22 protein-coding genes, 1 tRNA gene and 1 pseudogene are annotated in these 21,395 nt (G+C 72.9%); 14 read left to right on the top strand and 10 right to left on the bottom strand.

Annotated elements, in window-relative coordinates; genetic code table 11:
- Positions 1 to 39: 39 nt before the first annotated feature.
- A complete protein-coding gene (locus ACIPKM_RS04790) occupies positions 40 to 858 on the bottom strand; it encodes an enoyl-CoA hydratase/isomerase family protein (protein WP_071295118.1) in 819 nt (272 codons plus the stop codon).
- Between the two features lie 145 nt (positions 859 to 1,003).
- Here ACIPKM_RS04790 and ACIPKM_RS04785 point away from each other — a divergent pair, with 145 nt between their 5' ends.
- Positions 1,004 to 1,384, top strand: coding sequence for an ester cyclase (locus ACIPKM_RS04785; RefSeq protein ID WP_071295117.1), 381 nt, complete (start codon positions 1,004 to 1,006; stop codon positions 1,382 to 1,384).
- A gap of 10 nt (positions 1,385 to 1,394) precedes the next feature.
- Here ACIPKM_RS04785 and ACIPKM_RS04780 read toward each other — a convergent pair.
- A tRNA-Gln gene (locus tag ACIPKM_RS04780) sits at positions 1,395 to 1,466 on the bottom strand.
- Positions 1,467 to 1,626: 160 nt separating this feature from the next.
- Here ACIPKM_RS04780 and ACIPKM_RS04775 point away from each other — a divergent pair.
- From ACIPKM_RS04775 to ACIPKM_RS04760, 4 genes are all read left to right on the top strand, one after another.
- Positions 1,627 to 2,529 carry an NADP-dependent oxidoreductase gene (locus ACIPKM_RS04775; RefSeq protein WP_071295080.1) on the top strand — a complete coding sequence of 301 codons (903 nt, stop codon included), beginning with the start codon at positions 1,627 to 1,629 and terminating at the stop codon, positions 2,527 to 2,529.
- Positions 2,530 to 2,589: 60 nt separating this feature from the next.
- Positions 2,590 to 3,084: a MarR family winged helix-turn-helix transcriptional regulator gene (locus ACIPKM_RS04770; protein WP_402736279.1), complete on the top strand. Its 495-nt coding sequence runs from the start codon at positions 2,590 to 2,592 to the stop codon at positions 3,082 to 3,084.
- Positions 3,085 to 3,186: 102 nt separating this feature from the next.
- Positions 3,187 to 4,512: a D-alanyl-D-alanine carboxypeptidase/D-alanyl-D-alanine-endopeptidase gene (locus ACIPKM_RS04765; protein ID WP_402736278.1), complete on the top strand. Its 1,326-nt coding sequence runs from the start codon at positions 3,187 to 3,189 to the stop codon at positions 4,510 to 4,512.
- A gap of 10 nt (positions 4,513 to 4,522) precedes the next feature.
- Positions 4,523 to 4,963, top strand: coding sequence for a VOC family protein (locus ACIPKM_RS04760; RefSeq protein WP_402736277.1), 441 nt, complete (start codon positions 4,523 to 4,525; stop codon positions 4,961 to 4,963).
- A gap of 6 nt (positions 4,964 to 4,969) precedes the next feature.
- Here ACIPKM_RS04760 and ACIPKM_RS04755 read toward each other — a convergent pair whose 3' ends face one another.
- From ACIPKM_RS04755 to glp, 8 genes and pseudogenes are all read right to left on the bottom strand, one after another.
- Positions 4,970 to 6,316, bottom strand: coding sequence for an ABC-F family ATP-binding cassette domain-containing protein (locus ACIPKM_RS04755; protein WP_402736354.1), 1,347 nt, complete (start codon positions 6,314 to 6,316; stop codon positions 4,970 to 4,972).
- A gap of 56 nt (positions 6,317 to 6,372) precedes the next feature.
- A pseudogene (locus ACIPKM_RS04750) lies at positions 6,373 to 6,739 on the bottom strand (ATP-binding cassette domain-containing protein); the annotation flags it as partial.
- 259 nt (positions 6,740 to 6,998) lie between these two features.
- Positions 6,999 to 7,391, bottom strand: a complete 393-nt coding sequence (locus ACIPKM_RS04745) for a PLDc N-terminal domain-containing protein (protein ID WP_402736276.1) — start codon at positions 7,389 to 7,391, stop codon at positions 6,999 to 7,001.
- 28 nt (positions 7,392 to 7,419) lie between these two features.
- Positions 7,420 to 8,064, bottom strand: coding sequence for a hypothetical protein (locus ACIPKM_RS04740; RefSeq protein ID WP_402736275.1), 645 nt, complete (start codon positions 8,062 to 8,064; stop codon positions 7,420 to 7,422).
- 34 nt (positions 8,065 to 8,098) lie between these two features.
- Positions 8,099 to 8,542, bottom strand: coding sequence for a molybdenum cofactor biosynthesis protein MoaE (locus ACIPKM_RS04735; protein WP_402736274.1), 444 nt, complete (start codon positions 8,540 to 8,542; stop codon positions 8,099 to 8,101).
- A complete protein-coding gene (locus tag ACIPKM_RS04730) occupies positions 8,539 to 9,051 on the bottom strand; it encodes a molybdopterin-binding protein (protein ID WP_261645783.1) in 513 nt (170 codons plus the stop codon). The genes ACIPKM_RS04735 and ACIPKM_RS04730 overlap by 4 nt, the downstream gene beginning before the upstream one ends.
- Positions 9,048 to 9,539 (bottom strand): cyclic pyranopterin monophosphate synthase MoaC, encoded by a 492-nt coding sequence (gene moaC / locus ACIPKM_RS04725; protein ID WP_309889233.1) that lies wholly within the window; start codon positions 9,537 to 9,539, stop codon positions 9,048 to 9,050. Before moaC ends, ACIPKM_RS04730 begins: the two co-directional genes overlap by 4 nt.
- Positions 9,536 to 10,765 carry a gephyrin-like molybdotransferase Glp gene (glp, locus tag ACIPKM_RS04720; RefSeq protein WP_402736273.1) on the bottom strand — a complete coding sequence of 410 codons (1,230 nt, stop codon included), beginning with the start codon at positions 10,763 to 10,765 and terminating at the stop codon, positions 9,536 to 9,538. Before glp ends, moaC begins: the two co-directional genes overlap by 4 nt.
- A 119-nt stretch (positions 10,766 to 10,884) precedes the next feature.
- Here glp and ACIPKM_RS04715 point away from each other — a divergent pair, with 119 nt between their 5' ends.
- The 9 genes from ACIPKM_RS04715 (at position 10,885) to ACIPKM_RS04675 (ending at position 21,390) form a co-directional block, all read left to right on the top strand.
- Positions 10,885 to 11,784, top strand: coding sequence for an MTAP family purine nucleoside phosphorylase (locus tag ACIPKM_RS04715; RefSeq protein WP_254789371.1), 900 nt, complete (start codon positions 10,885 to 10,887; stop codon positions 11,782 to 11,784).
- Positions 11,781 to 12,851: an NAD-dependent epimerase/dehydratase family protein gene (locus ACIPKM_RS04710; protein ID WP_402736272.1), complete on the top strand. Its 1,071-nt coding sequence runs from the start codon at positions 11,781 to 11,783 to the stop codon at positions 12,849 to 12,851. The genes ACIPKM_RS04715 and ACIPKM_RS04710 overlap by 4 nt, the downstream gene beginning before the upstream one ends.
- A 745-nt stretch (positions 12,852 to 13,596) precedes the next feature.
- A complete protein-coding gene (locus ACIPKM_RS04705) occupies positions 13,597 to 14,343 on the top strand; it encodes a glycosyltransferase family 2 protein (protein WP_071295069.1) in 747 nt (248 codons plus the stop codon).
- Positions 14,340 to 14,972 carry a DUF2064 domain-containing protein gene (locus tag ACIPKM_RS04700; RefSeq protein ID WP_402736271.1) on the top strand — a complete coding sequence of 211 codons (633 nt, stop codon included), beginning with the start codon at positions 14,340 to 14,342 and terminating at the stop codon, positions 14,970 to 14,972. The genes ACIPKM_RS04705 and ACIPKM_RS04700 overlap by 4 nt, the downstream gene beginning before the upstream one ends.
- Positions 14,969 to 15,631, top strand: a complete 663-nt coding sequence (locus ACIPKM_RS04695) for a methyltransferase domain-containing protein (protein WP_402717273.1) — start codon at positions 14,969 to 14,971, stop codon at positions 15,629 to 15,631. The genes ACIPKM_RS04700 and ACIPKM_RS04695 overlap by 4 nt, the downstream gene beginning before the upstream one ends.
- 118 nt (positions 15,632 to 15,749) lie before the next feature.
- On the top strand, positions 15,750 to 15,995 hold the full coding sequence (locus tag ACIPKM_RS04690; protein ID WP_071295066.1) for a hypothetical protein: 246 nt from the start codon (positions 15,750 to 15,752) through the stop codon (positions 15,993 to 15,995).
- Between the two features lie 153 nt (positions 15,996 to 16,148).
- Positions 16,149 to 17,768, top strand: coding sequence for a phosphoglucomutase (alpha-D-glucose-1,6-bisphosphate-dependent) (gene pgm, locus ACIPKM_RS04685; protein ID WP_071295065.1), 1,620 nt, complete (start codon positions 16,149 to 16,151; stop codon positions 17,766 to 17,768).
- A 12-nt stretch (positions 17,769 to 17,780) separates the two neighbouring features.
- Positions 17,781 to 18,716 (top strand): hypothetical protein, encoded by a 936-nt coding sequence (locus ACIPKM_RS04680; protein WP_402736270.1) that lies wholly within the window; start codon positions 17,781 to 17,783, stop codon positions 18,714 to 18,716.
- Positions 18,717 to 18,903: 187 nt separating this feature from the next.
- Positions 18,904 to 21,390 (top strand): MDR family MFS transporter, encoded by a 2,487-nt coding sequence (locus tag ACIPKM_RS04675; protein WP_402736269.1) that lies wholly within the window; start codon positions 18,904 to 18,906, stop codon positions 21,388 to 21,390.
- The last annotated feature ends 5 nt before the right edge of the window (positions 21,391 to 21,395 follow it).

The following is a 21,395-nucleotide window of genomic DNA, read 5'->3' as shown; positions in this document are numbered from 1 at the left end:
GCGCGGGTCGGGCCCGCACCGCGCCTCCCGTCCGCCGTCTCACGCGTCGGCGACCCGACGTCGAGCGGCCGCTCCGATGAACTCACCGAGTTCGAGTTCCAGGGCGAGCAGCTGGTCGTCATCGAGACGCGCAGCACCGGCCGCCGCCCGTGCGCGGTACGACGGGCTCGCCATGCGTTCCTCGAAGGTGCGGTAGGCGGACTCGAGGTCGGCCTTCGGCGGGAGGGTGGCACGGTTGACCATCGCCTTCGCGGTCGCGAGCGCGTCGCCGTCGAAGGAAGCGAGGCGCCCGATGACGCCGGCCACGTACTCGTCGAGCTGGTCGTCGTCGAGCGCACGCGTCACCCACCCCCAGCGCTCGGCGGTGTCTGCGTCGTAGTCCGCGCTGGTCAGGATGACCTCCAGCGCTCGGTCACGTCCGATCTGTCGGGGTAGTCGCTCCGTCCCGCCACCACCAGGGACGACCGCCGTGCCGACCTCGGGCTGTCCGAAGCGGGCGCGCTGCCGGCTCGCGTACCGCAGATCCAGTGCGAGCGCGAGCTCGTTGCCGCCGCCGCGCGTGCGCCCACGGATCACCGCGATCGTGATGTACCGGGCCTCCGACAGCGCGACGACGAGATCGAGCCAGGCCGCACCTCCGGGGAAGTCGTCGATCCGCGCGAGGTCGAAGTGGTTGAGGAAGAAGTCGTCGGTGCTGCTCTCGAAGACGAGCACCTTGAGGTCCGAGTCGCCCGCGAGCCCCGCGACGACGTCGGCCAGGCCGTGAACGGTCGCCCCCGTCATCAGGCCGACGGGTGGATCGGAGACGACCACGCGTCCGACCTCGGGTGACTCGCGGGTGAACTGCACAGCGGGCATCGGATCTCCGTTCGGTTGGTGCCAGCGACCGTACGGAGGCGACGGCCCGGGAGCGTGTCCCGGTCGGGGGCAGGCTGCCGGGCCGCGCGACCGGCGAAGATCTGGTCAGCGGAACGCAGAGGGCGCACCGCGGAGAGGAACACCCATGTCGACCGCCGAGAACACCGAGACCGTCGTGGGCTTCTACACGCAGTCGTTCAACGACGGCGAGCCCGAGGCCGCGGCATCGCGCGCCCTCGGCACGAGCTACGTGCAGCACAACCCCTCGGCCCCTGACGGTGCGGAGGCATTCATCGCCTACGTGCACTCCATGCGCACACGGTTCCCCGGACTCCACGTGGACGTCAAGCGGACCGTCGCCGAGGGCGACCTCGTCGTCACCCACAGTGCGTTCCACCTCGCACCGGGCGACCGCGGCATGGCCGTCGCGGACTTGTGGCGGCTCGAGGACGGACGCATCGTCGAGCACTGGGACGTGATGCAGCAGGTACCGGAGCAAGCGGCCAACGCGAACACGATGTTCTGATCGAGCCGAGCTCCGCCTCCAGGATTCGAACCCGGACCTAACGGCACCAAAGGCCGTCGTGCTGCCATTACACCAAGGCGGAACGCGCACGGAGGCGCCCGGCCATCCTCCCACGACCGACGAGTCCGACGGCGCACTCCTGGGCAGGGTGTCCGCGCCATGGACACGCTCGGCCTCCCGAGAACTGCCTACGGTGCAGGGACGGGGAAGCAGTCCTCGCCGGCCACAGGAACGGAAGCACCATGTCGAACGCGATCGTGATCTCAGCCTTCGGAGGTCCGGAGGTCCTGCAGTGGCGCTCAGTGCAGCCGCCGGTGGTCCGGCCGGGCGAGGTCCTCCTCCGTGTCCGGACGGCGGCGGTCGGCCCGACCGACCTGCACATCCGCGCCGGCAACCTCACGTCGGTCTTCCCGCAGCGCCCCGGCGACGTCCTGGGATTCGAGGCGGCCGGTGTCGTGGAGGAGGTCGGAGCCGGGGCCGATGCGCGCGTCGGGGACGAGGTCGCCGCGCTGTTGCCGGCCCAGGGCGGGTACGGCGAGCTCGTCGCCACCCCGGTCTGGTACCCGAAGCCCGCTTCGGTGCCGTGGGACGCCGCGGCCGCCTTGCCCGCCTCGGCCGACGCCGCCGTCGGCACGATGCGCGCCGTCGGGATCGAGCCCGGAGGGACGCTCGTCGTGCTCGGTGCCGCCGGCGCGGTCGGGAGCATGGTCGTGCAACTGGCGCGGACCCGGGGCATCCGGGTGATCGGCGTCGCGAGGGAACACGACGCCGCGCTCGTCCGCGACCTCGGCGGCGAGTTCGTCGCGTCCGGTCCCGGTGTCTTCGACCACGTCGACACGACGGTGGACGCGGTCATCGACGCGGCCGGTCGCGGCGGCCTGGCCGAGGCGGTGTCCGTGGTCGGTGACCCCGGCAGGGTCGTCACCCTCGTCGGGGGCCCGGAGGTCGCCTCGTCCGGAGCGCTCCTGTCCCACCCGAGCCCCGACCGTGCGCCGGACGCGCTGGCGGTCACGATGCCGTTGCTCGCGTCCGGAGCGCTCCGCCTCAAGCGACGCCTGACGCTGCCGGTCCGGGAAGCCCGCGAGGCGCACCGGCTCCTCGAGTCGGGCGAGACCCGGGACAAGATCGTGCTCGCGTTCGACTGATCCCCGGGCACGGGCCGCGGCGGCTGGCCGTGTAGCCCCTGCTTCCGCCAAGATGGTGGGATGCCGCAGGAGGACGAGGTCGACCGCATCGTCGCGGCGTGGGGTCGCGAGCGCGCCGACCTGGACTTCGGCCCGCTCGAGGTCCTGTCCCGCGTCGACCGGCTCGCCCGACACCTCGACCGTGCACGGCGTGCGGCGTTCGACGCGAGCGACGTCGAGCCGTGGGAGTTCGACGTCCTGTCGGCACTGCGGCGGGCGGGTGAGCCGTACGAGCTGAGCCCGAAGACGCTCCTCCAGCAGACGCTCGTGTCGAGCGGCACGATGACGAACCGGGTGGACCGGTTGGCTGCCCGAGGGCTCGTCGCGCGTCGGACCGACCCGAAGGACGGCCGGGGCATCCTCGTGTCGTTGACCGCCGACGGGCGCACAGCGGTCGACGCCGCGATCGCGGACCTGCTCGCCGCCGAGCGGGCCATCCTCGCGGGGGTGTCCGACACCGAGCAGGACCAGCTGTCGGGGTTGCTCCGACGACTCATCCTCGGGCTCGGCGACTGACCCGACCGCCGAGCGGCTTCATCCGTTCGGCCGAGTCCACGGGCCGGGCTTCGGTCGTCGGGTCGATGTGCGACGAAGCCGGCTCCGGCCACGATGATCGACGTGCCCAGACTCCGCGCCCTCATCCGTCGCCGCCGCTCCACCCTGCTCTTCGTGCTGGTGCTCCTGCTGCTGGCGGCGGGCATCACGGCCACGACCTCGGCCATCGGTGCGCAGCGCCAGGCGAAGGCGGCGGGCGAGCTCTGCACCGCGGACGGCCTGGCCGCCCGCTGGCACCACGGTGCGCTGTTCCTCGACGCGCGATCGGCCCGGACTGGGAAGACGGTCCTGACGCACCGGGGTGACGAGCCGACGCAGACCGGCAGCACGATGAAGGTCGTCACGGCAGCCGCGGCGGTGTCCGCGCTGGGACCCGACCACCGGTTCACGACCCGGGTCGTCGCGGGCACCGATCCGGGCGCGGTCGTGCTGGTCGGCGGCGGTGACCCGACCCTGAGCCGACTGCCGTCCGGTCAGGACAGCGTCTACCCGCACGCACCGCACCTCGACGACCTGGCGCGGCAGGTGCTCGAGGCTCGTGCAGGGCGGCCGGTGACCTCGGTGCAGGTCGACACCAGCCTGTTCGACGGGCCGGCGTGGCACCCGAGCTGGCCGGAGAGCGCCCGGACCAGCGGCAGCGTCTCGAACATCACGTCGCTCATGGTCGACGGCGACCGCGACGACCCGACCGAGTCGTACTCGCTGCGGAGCGCCGGGGCGGTCGCGCGCGCTGCGACGGCGTTCGCGGCACTCCTCGGGCCGGACGTCCGGGTGGACACGACCTCGGTGCCGGCGCCGTCCGGCGCGCAGGTGCTCGGGACCGTGCGGTCGGCGACGGTGTCGGAACTGGTCGGGATGCTGCTCACGGACTCCGACGACACCCTCGCCGAGGTGCTCGCCCGCCACGTCGCCATCGCCGAGGGTGCCGGCCGCTCCTTCGACGCCGTGCAGGCCGGGAGCACGAAGGCCCTGGTGCGCTACGGGGTGCCGACCGGAGGCCTGCGCCTCGTCGACGGCTCGGGCCTCAGCCCGGACAACCGGGTACCCGCCTCGGCACTCACCACGCTGATGCGCGCCGTCGCTGCGAAGCAGGACGGCCTCGGCCCGGTCGACGCCGGACTCGCGGTCGCGGGACGGACGGGCACGCTCGGCGACGACGGCCGCTTCACCGGCGCCGCAGCGGACGCCCGCGGGCACGTCCGCGGCAAGACCGGGACGCTCGACGACATGTACGGCCTGACCGGGGTGACCGACGAGGTCGGCGGGGACCGCATCGTGTTCACGGTCTTCGCCGAGGGCACGAGCGACCCGGGCGCGCGGAAGGAGATCGACGCCCTGGCAGCGGCGTTGTGGCGGTGCGGCGGACACGCTCCGGCGCTGCAGGGGTAGCCTCCGGCCCATGCACGCGATCACCCTGGCCGTCGCCGACGTCGCACGCTCGGCGGAGTTCTACCGCGCCCTGCTCGGGATCGACGGCAGCGGGGTGATCGGCACCGAGTACCCCGCGACCGACACCGAGGCGGGCGGCACCACGGCGATGTTCACGCTCGACGACGGACTCATCGTCAGCGTGTACGGCCGCGACGACATGGCGAAGGACTCCGGGGTCTCCCTGGCGACCGCGCCGAGCAGCGCGATCGGGCACTTCGTGGACAGCCAGGCCGACGCCGAGGCGTTCCTCGACCGCGCGCGGGCCGCCGGCGCGACGATGCTCGCGCCGCCGTACACGCGGCCGTGGGGCATGTGGTCCGGGTTCTTCCAAGACCCAGACGGACACCTGTGGGAGGTCGTCGCGAACCCCGGCGGCGGGGCCCCCGAGGACGCGAAGCCAGCGGAGTAGACCCGCTCAGACCCCGAGCTGCTCCGCGACCTCGAGCCAGCGCTCCTCGAGCTGCTCGACCTCGGATTCCAGACCGGCCAGGCGAGACTGCAGCTCCCCGAGACCCGCGTAGTCCGACTGGTCGTGCGTCGCGAACTGGTCGAGCAGCTGCTTCCGGTCGGCACCGACCTTCGCGATCTTGCGGTCGAGCGCCGACATCTCCTTCTCGGCCGTCCGACGCTCCGCGCCCGACAAGCCCGAGGCGGCCCCGGCCGACGCGCCGGGACCGGCCGCGGCGGTGGACCCGGCCACGGCACCGGCCGAGCCGGTCCCGCCAGCCGTGTCGGGCCTCCCGGCAGACGCGGCGGCAGCCGCTGACGCGGTCCCGCCACCGGTGCCGGCCGCACGGAGCCGCATGTACTCGTCGACGCCGCCCGGCAGGTGCCGCAGGTGCCCGCCGAGCACGGCGTACTGCTGGTCGGTCACGCGCTCGAGCAGGTACCGGTCGTGGCTCACGACGAGGAGGGTGCCGGGCCAGGTGTCGAGCAGGTCCTCCATGGCGGCGAGCATGTCGGTGTCGAGGTCGTTCGTGGGCTCGTCGAGGATCAGCACGTTCGGCTCGTCGAGCAGGATGAGCATGAGCTGCAGGCGACGCTTCTGGCCACCGCTGAGGTCCTTCACCGGCGTGGAGAGCTGCGCCGAGGTGAAGCCGAGCCGCTCGAGCAGCTGGGACGGCGTCATCTCCTTGCCGTCGGCGACGTAGCTCGTCTTCTTGCGGGCGACGACCTCGCGGACGCGGTCGTCGGCGAACTGCGCGAGATCGGCGAGCTGCTGGTCGAGGACGGCGACCTGAACGGTCTTGCCGGTCTTCACGCGGCCGCTCGTCGGCTGCAGGCGTCCGGAAACGAGGCTGAGGAGCGTCGACTTGCCGGCGCCGTTCGGGCCGAGGATGCCGGTGCGCTCCCCCGGCGCGATCCGCCACTCGATGCGGTCGAGGATCTCGGTGCCGTCGAACGAGACGCTCACGTCGAGCAGGTCGACGACGTCCTTGCCGAGGCGCGCGGTCGCGGTCTTCGCGAGGGCGACCGTGTCGCGGATCGGCGGCACGTCGTCGATGAGGGCGTTCGCCGCGTCGATGCGGAACTTCGGCTTGCTCGTGCGGGCCGGGGCGCCGCGGCGGAGCCATGCGAGCTCCTTGCGGGCCAGGTTCTGCCGGCGCTGCTCGCTCGCGGCGGCCTGCCGGTCACGCTCGACGCGCTGGAGGATGTACGCCGCGTAGCCGCCCTCGAACGGGTCGACGACGCCGTCGTGGACCTCCCACGTGTCGGTCGACACCGCGTCGAGGAACCACCGGTCGTGCGTCACGACCACCATGCCGCCCTGGTTCGCGGACCACCGGCGGTTGATGTGCTCGGCGAGCCACTGGATGCCCTCGACGTCGAGGTGGTTCGTCGGCTCGTCGAGGAACAGGACGTCCCAGTCGCCGACGAGCAGGCGCGCGAGGGCGACACGGCGGCGCTGGCCACCGCTCAGCTCGTCCACCGACACGTCCCACGGGATGTCCGACACGAGGCCGCCGATGATGTCGCGGATCTTCGGGTCACCGGCCCACTCGTGCTCTGCGAGGTCCCCCACGACGACGGTGCCGACGGTCTCGCCCGCGGGCAGGATGTCGCGCTGGTCGAGGTACCCGACGGTCAGGCCACGGCGGTGCGTGACGCGGCCGCCGTCCGGTTCGAGGCGCTGGGACAGCAGGGCGAGGAGGGTCGACTTGCCGTCGCCGTTCCGGCCGACCACGCCGATGCGGTCGCCCTCGTCGATGCCGAGGGTGACGTTGTCGAAGACGACCTTGGTGGGGAACTCGAGATGCAGGTTCTCGGCGCCGAGGAGATGAGCCACCTGTCAAGGGTAGGCGGCGTGACCGGGTGGTCGGTGCGGGGGGCGTTCCGCAGCGTGCGAGGTTCCTCGCTCCGTGCGACGGGCTGAGGGTCGCACGGAGGGCGGGACTTCGCACCGTGCGTCCGTCAGCGGTGCGGCGCGGGTCGGGAGGCGCGGGTCAGGTCCCGGTGGTCGGCTCGCCCTCGCCGGCGGCTTCCTTCGCCCGCTTGAGGCGCGCCTGCGCCTCCCAGTACTCGATCTCGCGCTCGAGCTCGGCGAGCTCCTGCTCCGTGCCGCTCACCCGCTTGTCGCCGTGTGCGTTGCGGGCATCGCCGAGCGTGGCGTACCGGTCTTCGTGGCGAGCCGGCTCGAGGTACCGGCCGTGGTTCCGCTCGCCCGGCGCCCAGTCGTGTCCGACGGCGAACCAGACGATGCTGCCGACGACGGGGACGAGGACCACGAGGAGCACCCAGGCGAACTTCGGGAGCCCACGGATCTGGTCGTCGGTCTTCGTCAGGATGTCGATCAGGGCGAAGACCAGCAGGACCACGCCGGCCCCGTACAACAGCACGCTCGTGGTCTCGGATTCTATGGATCGGCTAGGAACCGGCGCTACGCCCCGAACGCGTGCCGCGATTGCGATCCGGCAACGGTCCGCTGCGGGGATCCACAGGGTCGCCGGCGAGGTACCGACGTGCGACGACGACGTCGCGGAACCCGAACCCGACCGCGACGGCGGCGGCGATCGCGGCGGCGAGGTAGAGCGGCCAGAAGAGGATGTTCGAGACCGCGACCGAGGTCAGGAGGACGAGCCCGCCGCCGGTGGACAGCAGGGCGCGGCCGCTGCTCGACTGCACCGCGGTCGCGCGCACCACGTCCACCCGTTCCTCGGGAGCGTCCACACGTCCCCGGATCGCCCGGTCGACGGCGTGCCGCTCACGGCCGGACAGCGACCGGGTCACGGGGAGTCGCTCGGGGTGTCGGCTCGATCGGAACGTCCGGCTCGAGTCGAGGATGACGACCGCGAAGCCGACGCCGACGCCGACGGTCGCCGCCACCCAGCGTCCGTCTGAGTCCGGTGCGAACACGAGTGCAGCGGCGATCAGCGCGAGGACCGCTGCTGCGAACGCGACGGTCAGCGTGGCGATGGGCAGGCGGCGCGGCGGCTGCGAGTCGAGCACGAGCCGTGCGCGTTCCTCGGCCAGCGCCCACCGGGACGCGGCCCGTGCTGCGGTGTCGGTCATCGCCCCCGATGCAACCAGATCGACTGAGGATCCGTCAGAGGGCGGCGACCCACTCGTCGGAGCCGTCGGTGAACCGCTGGTGCTTCCAGATCGGCACCCGCTCCTTCACGAGGTCGACGAGCGCACCGCAGGCAGCGAACGCCTCGGCCCGGTGCGGGGACGACACGGCTGCGGCGAGCGCCACGTCCCCGATGCCGAGCGCGCCCACGCGGTGCAGCACGGCGATGCGGACCTCGGGGTGGGCGTCGGCGATGGTCCGGGCCACCTCGGCGATGACGTCGCCGGCGCTCGGGTGCCGTTCGTACTCGAGCGCGGTCACGCCCTTGCCGCCGTCGTGGTCGCGGACGACCCCGGCGAAGGTGACGACGGCGCCGTCCTGATCGGTGGCGACGACGGCCGAGACCTCGTCGACGGTGATCGAGCGGTCCACGACGTCGGCCACCACGACCCGGTCGCCGACCGTCGCAGCGTCCGTCACGAGGCGCTCCGCGGGGCGTGGCCCTCGCCCGAGACCTGGGCGAGGACGTGGTCGAGCAGGCCGTCGAGGACCGCGAGTCCGTCGGCGACACCGCCGCGGGACCCGGGGAGCGTGACGATCAGGGTGCCGCCGCCGGCGATCCCCGCGATGCCACGACTGAGCAGCGCGGTCGGTCCTGCTCCGGCGAGTCCGCGGCGCCGGATCTCCTCGGTGATGCCGGGGAGCTCGAGGTCGATGAGCGGTGCGATCGCCTCGGGCGTGCGGTCGGTGGGGGTGACGCCGGTCCCGCCCGTGGTGATCACGACCCGGGCGTCCGACAGGAGCTCGGCGGAGACCGTCTCGGCGATCGGGCCGCCGTCGGGCACGATGACCGGCTCGGCCACGGTGAAGGCTCGCTCGCGGAGCCAGCCTGCGATGACGGGACCGGTCCGGTCGAGCGCGGGGTCGACGGACGCCTGGGTCGACACCACCACGACGGCCGCCCGGCCCTTGGTCGGCTGCGAGGTCATCGGTTGCTCCAGTCCCCCGAGCGTCCGCCGTGCTTCTCGAGCACCCGGACGTCCGTGATCGTGGCCGTGCGGTCGACGGCCTTCACCATGTCGTACACGGTCAGGGCCGCGATGCTCGCGCCGGTCAGCGCTTCCATCTCGACGCCGGTCCGTGAGGTCGTCCGCACGGACACCTCGACGAGGACGCGGTCGTCGTCGCCGGTGATGTCAACCTCGACCCCGGCGATCGGCAGCGGGTGGCAGAGCGGGATGAGGTCGGAGGTCTTCTTCACCGCCATGATCGCCGCGATGCGGGCGGTGCCGATCACCTCGCCCTTGGGCAGCGAGCCGTCGAGGATGCGGGCGACGACGTCGGGGCGGGTGACGAGGGTCGCGGTCGCGGTGGCGGACCGCGCGGTGACGTCCTTCTCGGAGACGTCGACCATGTGGGCGGTGCCGTCGGCGCGGACGTGCGAGAGTTCGTTGGCGGCGGGTGCTGGTTCGGTCAACGGAGACTCCAGACGGTCAGCGGGTCACCGGGCGCCACCGTGGCGGTGCCGATCGGGACGTGGACGAGGTGCGTGGCGGTGGCGTAGTGCGCGAGCAGGTGCGAGCTGGGACCCCCGACGAAGTGCACGCGGCCGTCCTCGACCCGGCCGCGCCGGACCTGGTGCTTGCCCTCCGGCGAGGTCGCGGTGTCCGCCGCGGGCAGCACCGCGGCGACGCGGTCGTCGGGGATCCCGGCGTCCGCCGCCAGGAGCGGGCGGAGGAAGACCTCGAACGAGACGAGCGCCGACACGGGGTTGCCGGGGAAGGACACCACGGGGACCGGACGCCCGGCGAGTTCGACGGTACCGAACGCCTGGGGGCCGCCGGGCTGCATCGCGACGGGGGTGACGGCGAGACCCCGCGGTTCGAGGGCCTGCCGCACGACCTCGTACGCCCCGGCGCTGATGCCCCCCGTGGTGACCACGAGGTCGGCCCAGTCCCCCACCGCATCGTCGAGGGCCGCGACGAAGGTCGATTCGTCGTCCGGCACCCGCACCGACCGCGAGGCCACTCCGACCTCGGCGAGCGCCGCCCGCAGTGCGATCCCGTTGGCGTCGCCGATCGTGGCGTCACCGGCGCCCTGGAGTTCGGAGCCGGTGGACACGACGAGGACCCGGAGCTGCCGGACGACGTCGACCGTCGAGACCCCGGCCGCGGCGAGCGTCCCGAGCACCGCGGGTGTCACGGCAGCACCGGCAGGAGCCAGCTCGCCCCCGCTCGACAGGTCGGTGCCCGTCGCCCGGACGAAGGTCCCGGGGGCGAGGTCGTCCGGCACCGTGACCTCGGCCAAGGCCAGCGCCGCGGGGAACGCCCCGAGGTCGGTGGCCTCGACCGGGAACACCGCGTCGGCGCCGAGCGGGATGCGCGCCCCCGTCATGATCGGCGCAGCGGTCCCGGGGTCCAGCGACGGGGGCATCGTCCCCGCCGGGATCGGGGCGACCACCCGCAGCACGCGACCGGCGTCGGCGGCACGGACGGCGAAGCCGTCCATCTGGCTGTTGTCGAACGGTGGGAGCGGCACGGGTGCGACGACGGCACGTGCGAGCACGCGGTGCCCCCGTCCGCCGCCGGCACCGGTGGCGAGGTCGTCGATGTCCCGTGCCTCCGGGACCGCGGAGCGCCTGGCGGACAGGACCGGCGCGACCAGGGCCGTGATCTCGTCACGGTGCTGACCGATCGTTCGCACGTGCGCCTCCGAACAGGTGAGAAGTGTGCCCGCTCCCGGTCCGGCCGGGGGCGGTCCCAGTAGCGTAACGAGCGCGCAGAACGCGCCGAGGACCATTCGGAGGACCTGTGGAGAACGACGTGACCACGACCGGGGCTGTGGACGAGACGCGCATCGGGGTGATCGGCGGTTCGGGCCTCTACGAGCTGTTCGAACCCGGCACCGCGGACGAGATCGACGTCGACACCCCGTTCGGCGCCACGTCGAGCCCGATCAGCATCGGCACGATGGCCGGCAAGCGCGTCGCGTTCCTCACCCGGCACGGCCGCGCGCACTCCGTCGCCCCGCACCGGATCAACCACCGCGCGAACCTGTGGGCACTGCGGTCGCTCGGGGTCCGCGCTGTGGTGTCGTCGAGCGCCGTCGGCGGGCTGCACCCCGACTACGCACCGGGGACCTTCGTCGTGACCGACCAGCTCATCGACCGCACGTGGGGCCGCGCGGACACGTTCTTCGAGGACGCCGTGCAGCACCTCTCCTTCGCAGACCCGTTCGACCCGGTGCTCCGACGCGTCGCGATCGGTGCGATCGAGCGCCTCGACGTGCCGTTCCGCCCGACGGGCACGTGCGTGGTGATCCAGGGGCCGCGGTTCTCGACGCGTGCGGAGTCCGTCTGGATGCGCGAGGCCGGCGGCCACACGATCAACATGACGATGACGCCGGAGGTGCCCCTCGCGGCCGAGCTCGGCATCGGGACGGTGAACCTCTCGTTCGTGACCGACGCCGACGCCGGCCTGGCCCCGTCCGAGGCCGAGGCGGAAGCGCAGGCAGCCGCCGGAACCGGCGAGGCCCCGGTCACGCACGGCATGGTGATGGAGCGCCTGGCCCGTGCGAACGAGGTGATCGTCCGCGCGATCGGCTCGATCGTGGCGGCGATCCCGGACGACTACACCCCGCGCGAGCTCGTCCCGGCCGAGGCGAGCGCGAGCGCCATGACGAGCGCACGGCCTGCAGCAGCGACCACGGGAGCCACCGCGTGACCCGCCTGCTCGTGACCGGCGGCGCCGGCTTCATCGGCTCCGCCATCGTCCGCCGCGCCCGGGCCGAGGGCCACGAGGTGCGCGTGCTCGACTCCCTCCGCGACGACGTGCACGGCGACCCCGCCGAGGTCGTCACCGCCCACCAGCAGCAGGGCATCGAGTTCGTGCACGGCGACGTCCGCGACCGGGTCGCCCTCGACGCGGCCCTCGACGGCGTGGACGTGGTGTGCCACCAGGCCGCCAAGGTCGGCCTCGGCGTCGACTTCCAGGACGCCCCGGACTACGTCTCGACGAACGACGCAGGCACGGCCCACGTCCTCGCCGGCATGGACCGCCACGGCATCGGCCGGCTCGTGGTCGCGAGCTCGATGGTCGTCTACGGCGAGGGGGCGTACACGACCGCCGCCGGCGAGCCCGTGCGCCCACCCGCACGTCGCCGCGCCGACCTCGACGCCGGTGAGTTCGACCCGATCGGGCCGGACGGCACGCCGCTCCTGCCCGGCCTGATCGACGAGTCCGCCGCGCTCGACCCCCGCAACGTGTACGCGCAGACGAAGGTCGCGCAAGAGCACCTCGCGTCGTCGTGGGCGCGCGCCACCGGAGGCCGCGCGATCGCCCTGCGGTACCACAACGTCTACGGGCCGGGCATGCCCGCGAACACGCCGTACGCCGGGGTCGCCTCGCTGTTCCGCTCGGCGCTCGCTCGTGGCGAGGCCCCCCGCGTCTTCGAGGACGGCCGCCAGCGTCGCGACTTCGTGCACGTCGACGACGTCGCCGGCGCGAACGCCGCGTCGATCGCCGCGACGGCGGAGCTCCCGGTGGAGACCTTCCGTGCGTACAACGTCGGCTCCGGCGTCGTGCACACCATCGGCGAGATGGCGGCCGCGATCGCCGGTCCCGAGGGGCCGCGACCGATCGTCACGGGCGAGTACCGCCTCGGGGACGTCCGGCACGTGACGGCGTCGTCGGACCGGATCGCCGCCGAGCTCGGGTGGCGTGCCGAGGTCGACTTCGAGCGCGGTATGCGGGAGTTCGCGACGGCGCCGCTGCGCGCCGCGGTGCAGTAGGCCGCGCCGCCGCCAGCGGGCGCGGCCGCGATCGGGCGCGCCCGCGAGCGGGCGGAATGCGTCGCCCGGGCTGAGCGGTCGAGCGGGCACGACTCGCCGCTCGCGTTCGGCGAGCGGGCGGAACCGGCCGCACAGCGGCCGCGAACGCGACGTTTCGTGCCCGCTCGGCGACCAGGCGGGCGGGCAGGCGACCGGGCGGGCAGGCAGGCGGGCACGCAGGCACGCGGGCCAACGGGCAGGAGCGCGACCGCCTGGAGGCGGGGGGGCCGGGGCCCCCCCCCCCCCCCCCCCCCCCCCCGCCCGCCCCCCCCCCCCCCCCCCCGCCCCCCCCCCCCCCCCCCCCCCCGCCCCCCCCCCCCCGGGGGGCCCCCCCCCCCCCGCGGGGGCGGGCCCCCCCCGGGGGGGGCGGGCGGGCGCCCCCCCCGCCGGGCGGCCACCGGGGCCCCCCCCCCCCCGGGGGGGGGGGGGGGGCGGCCCCCCCCCCCCCCCCCCGCGCCTCCAGGCCGGCACCCCCACCGCGTGACGCGTCCGCCCGACGCCCCACCTGCGTGTCCCCCGATCAGGGGTGGCCCGCCACCGAGAGTGCGCGGAACGTCCATCGGGGGACGCCGATCCTGTACCCCGACCGCTCGTAACGTGTTGTGTCGTAGGCATGGAACGACAGCCGGCCCACGAGACCGACCGCCCCGCCCCGCCGACGCGCGCGGCGGGAGCCGACACCAGTCGTTCCGACGCTCCGCACCGAATGGGCGACATGAACGTCGACGTCATCCTCCCCTGTCTCGACGAGGCCGATGCCCTCCCCGAGGTCCTGGGCCGACTCCCGCGCGGCTACCGCGCGATCGTCGTCGACAACGGCTCGACCGACGGCTCCGCCGACGTCGCCCGGGCCCACGGCGCCCTGGTCGTGACCGAACCGGTGAAGGGCTTCGGCTCGGCCTGCGCCGCCGGGGTCGCCGCCGCCACGGCCGAGTACGTCGCCTTCTGCGACGCCGACGCCTCGATGGACCCGGCCGAGCTCGTCCCGCTCGTCGCCCGCGTGGCCACGGGACACACCGACCTCGCCCTCGGACGCCGCGTGCCGACCACGCCCGGCGCCTGGGCACCGCACGCCCGGTTCGCGAACCGCGTCCTCGCGGTCCTCATGCGTCGCGCGACCGGGTACCGGCTGCGCGACCTCGGCCCGATGCGCGTGATGCGCCGCGCGGACCTGGTCTCCCTCGACCTGCGGGATCGCCGCAGCGGCTACCCGCTCGAGATGGTCCTCGCGGCGCACGCCGCCGGATGGCGCGTCGACGAGTCCGACATCGGGTACGCGCAGCGCATCGGCGACAGCAAGGTCACCGGCACGCTCCGCGGCACCGTCAACGCCGTCAAGGACATGTCGCGTCTGCTGCGCGAGTACCGCCGGGAGGCGCGACCCACCGTCGTCGCACCCGCTCCGGTCCGCCACGTGGCCGGTCCCACCCACTCCGAGGAGGTCCACTCATGACGACCGACATCACCGTCGCGGTGGTCGCGAAGGAGTGCCTGCCCGGCCGGGTCAAGACCCGCCTGACGCCGGCGCTCACCCCCGAGGGTGCCGCGCGGGTCGCCGCCGCGAGCCTCGCGGACACGATGGCGACCGTCCGTGCGCTGCCCGCCGCCCGACGGGTGCTGTTCTACGACGGCACGGTGCTGCCGACCGGCGCCGAGGGCTTCGACGTCATCCACCAGACCACGGGCGGCCTCGACGAGCGGCTCGGTGCACTGTTCGACACCGTCGACGGCCCGACGCTGCTCGTCGGCATGGACACGCCGCAGTTCGGCCCGGCCGACGTCGCGCCGGTGTTCGACGAGCCGCAGCGCGACGCGTGGTTCGGCCCGGCCGAGGACGGCGGCTTCTGGTCCCTCTACCTGCGCGACCCGGACGGCGACCTGCTCCGCGGCGTGCCGATGTCGCAGGACGACACCGGTGCGGTCCAGTTCGCCCGCCTGACCGACGCCGGGCTCGACGCGGGCACTCTCGGGGTCCTGCTCGACGTCGACACCGTGCCGGATGCCGAGCGCGTCGCCGATCTCGTGCCCGACTCCGCGTTCGCCGCCGCACTGCAGGCCGAGACCACGGGGGCACTCCGATGACCATGGAAGCACCCGTCTCCTTCGGGGCCGGCGGTGGCGAACCGTACGCGCGTGCGCTCCGCACCGACGGTCGCATCCGGCTGACGGACACCTCCCGACCGGACCGGGCGGTCACGCTCGACGTCGGCCGCTGGAGCGCCGCGGCGGACCGCATCGACCGGTCGCTCCTCGACGGTGCGGACGGGCCGGTGATCGACATCGGCTGCGGGCCGGGGCGGATGCTCGTCGCCGCGAGCACCCTCGGCATCCCGTCGCTCGGCGTGGACGTCTCCGCCGACGCCGTGGCGATCGCCCGACGCTCCGGCGGGACGGCGATCCAGGGCTCGGTCTTCGACCCGGTCCCCGACGAGGGGCACTGGGACACGGCGCTCGTGATCGACGGGAACATCGGCATCGGCGGCGACCCGGCGGCCCTGCTCGCCCGGTGCCGCGAGATCGTGCGCGTCGGCGGCCGCGTGGTCGTCGAGACCCACGTCGACCGCACCGCCGACCGGGTGTACACCGCCCGCGTGGTGGACGCCGACGGCCACCAGAGCGCGGGCTTCCCGTGGGCCGAGGTGGGCGTCGACGCCCTGCTCGACCACGCCGAGACGGTCGGCCTCGTGGCGAAGCAGAGCTGGACCGCCGAGGGCCGGACCTTCTGCGAGCTGCTCGCCTGAGCATACCTTCTTTTGTGTCATGCAAAAGAAGGAGGTAGTGTGGTGGTCATCAAGCCGACGGCGTCGCGGTCGCCGGCCCGGTGACCGACGACCCTCGGCACGACGACGAGGAGCATCCATGCAGAACCGTCAGAACCCCCTGGGCGGCGCGTACGTGACCGGCCTCGAGAACCGTGACGAACTCGGCGCCTACGCGGTGGACGCCGCCTGGCGACCGATCGGCACCTACACCGGAACCGGGATCGGGCGTGCGCTCGGCCGCTTCGTCGACACGCAGTCCCGTCGGCCCGGCACCGCGACGTCCTCGACGCGCACGGCCACCGGTTCGCTGCGGACCGCGACGGGCTCGTTCCGCACGGCCTGACGCCGTCCCCGTACCGCGAGCGGTCGTCCACCCGGGGTGTCCCCCTTTCTCCCCGGTGCGGACGGCCGCTCGCTCCTCGTCCACAGGCGCGCTCGTCGTCCACAGGCGCGACGTTCCTGGGCGTGCCGACCCGCGCGATGCCAGGATGGACGCATGAACGACCGCGCCGGCACCCCTGCCACTGCAGACGACCTCGTCGACCTCGACGCCCTCATCGCCGCGTACCACGAGCGCGTCCCGGACGTCTCCGTCCCCGAGCAGAAGGTCGTCTTCGGCACCTCGGGCCACCGCGGCTCCTCGCTGGACTCCGCGTTCAACGACACCCACATCGCCGCGATCACGCAGGCGATCGTCGAGTACCGCACGTCGCAGGGCACCGACGGCCCGCTCTTCATCGGCCGTGACACGCACGCGCTGTCCGGCCCCGCCGAACGCACCGCGCTCGAGGTCCTCGCCGCCAACGGCGTGCACGTGCTCGCCGACAGCGAGAACGGCTACGTCCCCACCCCGGCGCTCAGCCACGCGATCATCGCGTACAACCGTGCCGGCAACGCGGACACGGCGGACGGCATCGTCATCACGCCCAGCCACAACCCGCCCCGCGACGGCGGCTTCAAGTACAACCCGCCGCACGGTGGCCCGGCCGACAGCGATGCGACGAGCTGGATCGCCGAGCGCGCGAACGCGATCATCGCCGGCGGCAACGCCGAGGTCCAGCGCACCGAGCATGCCTCGCCCGACCGCTACGACTTCCTCGGCGCCTACGTCGCCGACCTCGAGAACATCATCGACATCGACGCGATCAAGCGTGCCGGCGTGAAGATCGGCGCCGACCCGCTCGGTGGTGCGTCGCTCCCCTACTGGAACCGCATCCGCGACCACTACGGGCTCGACCTCACGGTGGTCAACCCCGACGTCGACCCCACCTGGTCGTTCATGACGCTCGACTGGGACGGCAAGATCCGGATGGACCCGTCGAGCCCGAGCGCGATGGCCTCGGTCGTCGCGCGCAAGGACGACTACGACGTCCTCACCGGCAACGACGCCGACTCCGACCGGCACGGCATCGTCACGCCCGACGGCGGCCTGATGAACCCGAACCACTACCTCGCCGTGGCGATCGAGTACCTCTACGCGCACCGTCCCGCCTGGCGCGACGACGCCGCGATCGGCAAGACCCTCGTGTCGTCGAGCATCATCGACCGCGTGGCCGAGTCCCTCGGTCGTCGCCTGTGGGAGGTCCCGGTCGGCTTCAAGTGGTTCGTCCCGGGCCTGATCGACGGTTCCGTGGCCTTCGGCGGCGAGGAGTCGGCGGGCGCGTCGTTCCTCCGCAAGGACGGCACCGCGTGGACCACCGACAAGGACGGCATCATCCTGGCTCTCCTGGCGTCGGAGATCATCGCGGTCACCGGCAAGACCCCGTCGCAGCTCTACGACGAGCTGACCGAACGCTTCGGCGCCCCGGTCTACCAGCGTGTCGACGCCGCCGCGAGCAAGGAGCAGAAGGCCCGCCTGTCGAAGCTCGACGGTGACGCCATCACCGCCGAGACCCTCGCGGGCGACCCGATCACGGCGAAGCTGTCGAAGGCTCCGGGCAACGACGCAGCCGTCGGCGGCGTGAAGGTCGTCACCGACAAGGCGTGGTTCGCGGCCCGCCCGTCCGGCACCGAGGACGTCTACAAGATCTACGCCGAGAGCTTCGTCGGGCAGGAGCACCTCGAACAGGTGCAGCGCGAAGCCAAGGAGATCGTCGACGCCGCACTCGGGGCCTGAGGTCCCGCGCGGATGGGGTGGTTCGGCCGGAAGCAGGACGATCGGCACGACGAGCCCGCCCCGACGCTCGTGGTGCTCGCGCAACGAGCCTTCGCCGAGCGCGGCATGGAGACCACGGTCGAGGTGCCGGCCGGTGAGCAGGCTCGCCTGGTCGGTACCGACGGCCGGGTCTTCCTGCTCGAGAACCTCGCGGCGCAGGTGCACGGCGAGACCCCGGACGTGCAGGCCGACATGGTCGCCGAGCACTTCGACCGGATGATCCAGGCGTACAGCGAGCCGGCACCCGAGGAGCTCGGCGCCGACGAGCTGCGGCAGCGCATCCGACTGCGGATCCTGCCGGACCCCAGCGCGGACGGCGGCACGGGCCTCGGCGCCGGCCCGTCCGACCCCACCGACCTCGACTACGCCCGACCGTTCGCTCCCGGGTTGGTGCTCGGGCTGTGCGTCGACTACCCGACGATGGTGAGCACGCTGTCGGGTCCGACCCTGCCGCGGCTCGCCCTCGGCATCGACGAACTCTTCGCCTTCGGGCAGCTGGGCACCGACGACGAACCGGTGGACGAGCACGCCGAGATCGCCCCCGGGGTGTTCATCGTGGAGGGCGAGTCCCTGTTCGTCGCGTCGAAGGCGGTCAACCTCCCGGCGCTCTTCGGTGCCGCCGGGTTCGGCACGGTGTTCGCGATCCCGCACCGGCACCTCCTGCTCGCCGCCCCGATCCGTGACGCGTCGAGCATCACCTCGGTGCAGATGCTCGCCGGCCTGGTCGTGCAGGTGCTCACGGACGGCGAGCACGGCCTGCCCGGCGGGGTGCTGAGCCCCCTGCTGTACTTCTCGCGCCACGGCCGGGTCAGCGCGGTGTCCGGCTTCGACGACGAGACGGGCGCGATGCGCATCGAGGTGGACGAGCGGTTCCAAGAAGCCCTCGAACAGGCCGCCGCAGCGTCCTGACGCACCGCTCGCCACGCTCGGGCGTACTGTGACGGCGTCGGGAGCGCTCACGAGGGCGTTCCGACAGGCACCACCGAAACCGGTGCCGGTGCTGCCGATCCACTCAGGAACCCACTCCGGCGCGACCCTTCACCTTGCGGCAGATGTAACTTTGCAGCCAGCGCAAAGTTTCCGGGAGACCCTGCACATGACCCAGACCGCGACCGCACCCGCGGCACCCACCACCTCGTCCAACGCCGTGATGAACCACCGGCAGATCCTGCTGGTCATCTACGGCCTGATGGCGGGGATGTTCCTCGGCGCCCTCGACCAGACGATCGTCGGTACCGCGATCCGCACGATCGGCGACGACCTGCACGGCCTCGACCAGCAGGCCTGGGTGACGACCGGCTACCTCATCGCGTCGACGATCACGACGCCGATCTACGGCAAGCTGTCCGACATCTTCGGCCGGCGGCCGCTGTTCCTCACGGCGATCGGCATCTTCATCGTCGGGTCGTTCGCCGCGTCGTTCTCGACCTCGATGCTCATGCTCGCCGGCTTCCGCGCGCTGCAGGGCCTCGGCGCCGGCGGCCTGATGTCCCTGCCGCTCGCCATCATGGGCGACATGCTCGCCCCGCGCGAGCGCGCCAAGTACCAGGGCTACTTCCTGGCGGTCTTCGGCATCTCGAGCGTCATCGGCCCGCTCGTCGGCGGTGTCTTCGCCGGGGCGGACCAGCTGCTGTTCATCGCCGGGTGGCGCTGGGTGTTCCTGATCAACGTGCCGATCGGCATCATCGCGCTCTTCATGGTGCTGACCTTCCTGCACCTGCCGAAGTTCGGCGACCGCGGCAAGCCCCGGATCGACTGGTGGGGCGCGACGCTCGTCATCGTGACCCTGGTGCCGCTGCTCCTCATCGCCGAGCAGGGCCGCGAGTGGGGCTGGGACTCCCCCGGCGCCTTCGCCTGCTACGCGATCGGTGCGCTCGGGCTCATCGCGTTCATCATCGTCGAACGCGCGATGGGCGACGACGCGATCCTGCCGCTGAAGCTGTTCGGCTCGCGGGTGTTCTCGATGTCGGCGATCCTGTCGGTCCTCGTCGGCTTCGGCATGTTCGGCGCGATGCTCACCATCCCGCTGTACCTGCAGATCGTGAAGGGCGTCACGCCGACCGAGTCCGGGTTCGCGATGCTCCCGATGGTGCTCGGTCTGATGATCTCGTCGATCGCCTCGGGCCAGATCATCTCGCGGACCGGCAACTACCAGGTCTTCCCGATCACCGGCACGGCGTTCACGGCCATCGGGTTCACCGTCCTGACGTTCCTCACCGCCGATCGCCCGCTCTGGTTCCTGATGCTCGGCATGTTCGGCATCGGCCTCGGGCTCGGGCAGCTCATGCAGACCCTGACCCTGGCGGCGCAGAACTCGGTCAGCCCGCGGGACATCGGCGTCGCGACGAGCGCCGCCACGTTCTTCCGCCAGATCGGCGGCACCATGGGCACCGCCGTGCTGCTGTCCGTCCTGTTCACGCTCATGCCGACGAACATCACGACGGCGATGCAGAACGAGGGCGACCTGAAGAGCGCCCTGAACGCCGCACTCACCCCGTCGGTCGCGAACGCGTCGGACAACAAGGGCGTGATGGACCAGATCTGGAACAAGATCGTCGACCCGGTGCAGCAGAACGTCCAGGACAGTCTCGACAAGGGTGCCGCCCAGGCCAAGGAGGCCGCGGACGCCGCCGTCACGAAGCAGGTCACCGCTGCCGTCCAGCAGCAGGTCGCGGCCGGCACGGTCCCCGAGGCCTCGGCGGACACGGTCATCGCCCAGCAGGTCGCCGCCGCGAAGCCCGCCGCCGAGCAGCAGGCACTCGAGACCGCCGCGTCGAAGGCGAACGCCGAGGTCGTGGACGGCACGCTGCAGGTGGACTACTCGAACGCCGACCAGCGCCAGAACGTCGTCGACGAGGTTGCTCCGACGCTCGTCAAGCAGCTCAAGAGCGGTGACTCGAGCGCGAGTTCCTCGACCAGCTCGTCGACGAGCGACACGTCGTTCCTGAACGGCGCGGACAAGCGCCTCACCCGGCCGTTCCTCGTCGGGTTCAGCGACTCCGCCGTGGTCGTCTACTACGTCGGCCTCGCCGTGATCCTGCTCGCCTTCGTGCTCACCTGGTTCTTCCGCGTGCCGCCGCTCCGCAAGGTCTCGGCACTGCAGGAGCAGGCGAACACCGAGCGCGCGGACAACGAGCGGGCGACCGCCGACGCGGACCGCCTGACCGTGGACGCCCAGCACGCAGCCGCCCGGACGGGATCGCTCGTCTCGCCGGACACCGGCTCGATGGCGGTCGTGCCGACCTCGCCGGACGTGGTCTCGCAGCCGCGCTCGGCCGGTTCCGCGGTCGGTGTCGGTGTCGGTGTCGGGCAGTCGACGACCCGGTCGGGCGGAGCAGCCGGCGGTGCCTCCACCGTCTCCCTCGACGGCACCCGCGCACCGCTGCCCGACGCGACCACGCACGGCGCGCACTCCGCCGCCGCGCCGGTCGACGAGCCGCCCACCACCACGGGCGCGATCCGTACCCGAGCCGCGCACGCCGCAACGGACGCGACCACGGACACCACCGGCGGCGACGCTGCGGAGGCGAGCCGCGCCTCCAGGCCCGACGAGCACGGGCACGGGCGTCACTCAGCCGAGTAGCGACG

The sequence above is a fragment of the Curtobacterium sp. NPDC086286 genome (assembly GCF_044746255.1).
Classification (GTDB): Bacteria; Actinomycetota; Actinomycetes; order Actinomycetales; family Microbacteriaceae; genus Curtobacterium.
The sequence above is the reverse complement of the archived record's forward strand: the minus strand, read 5'-3'. Positions and strand labels throughout refer to the sequence as shown.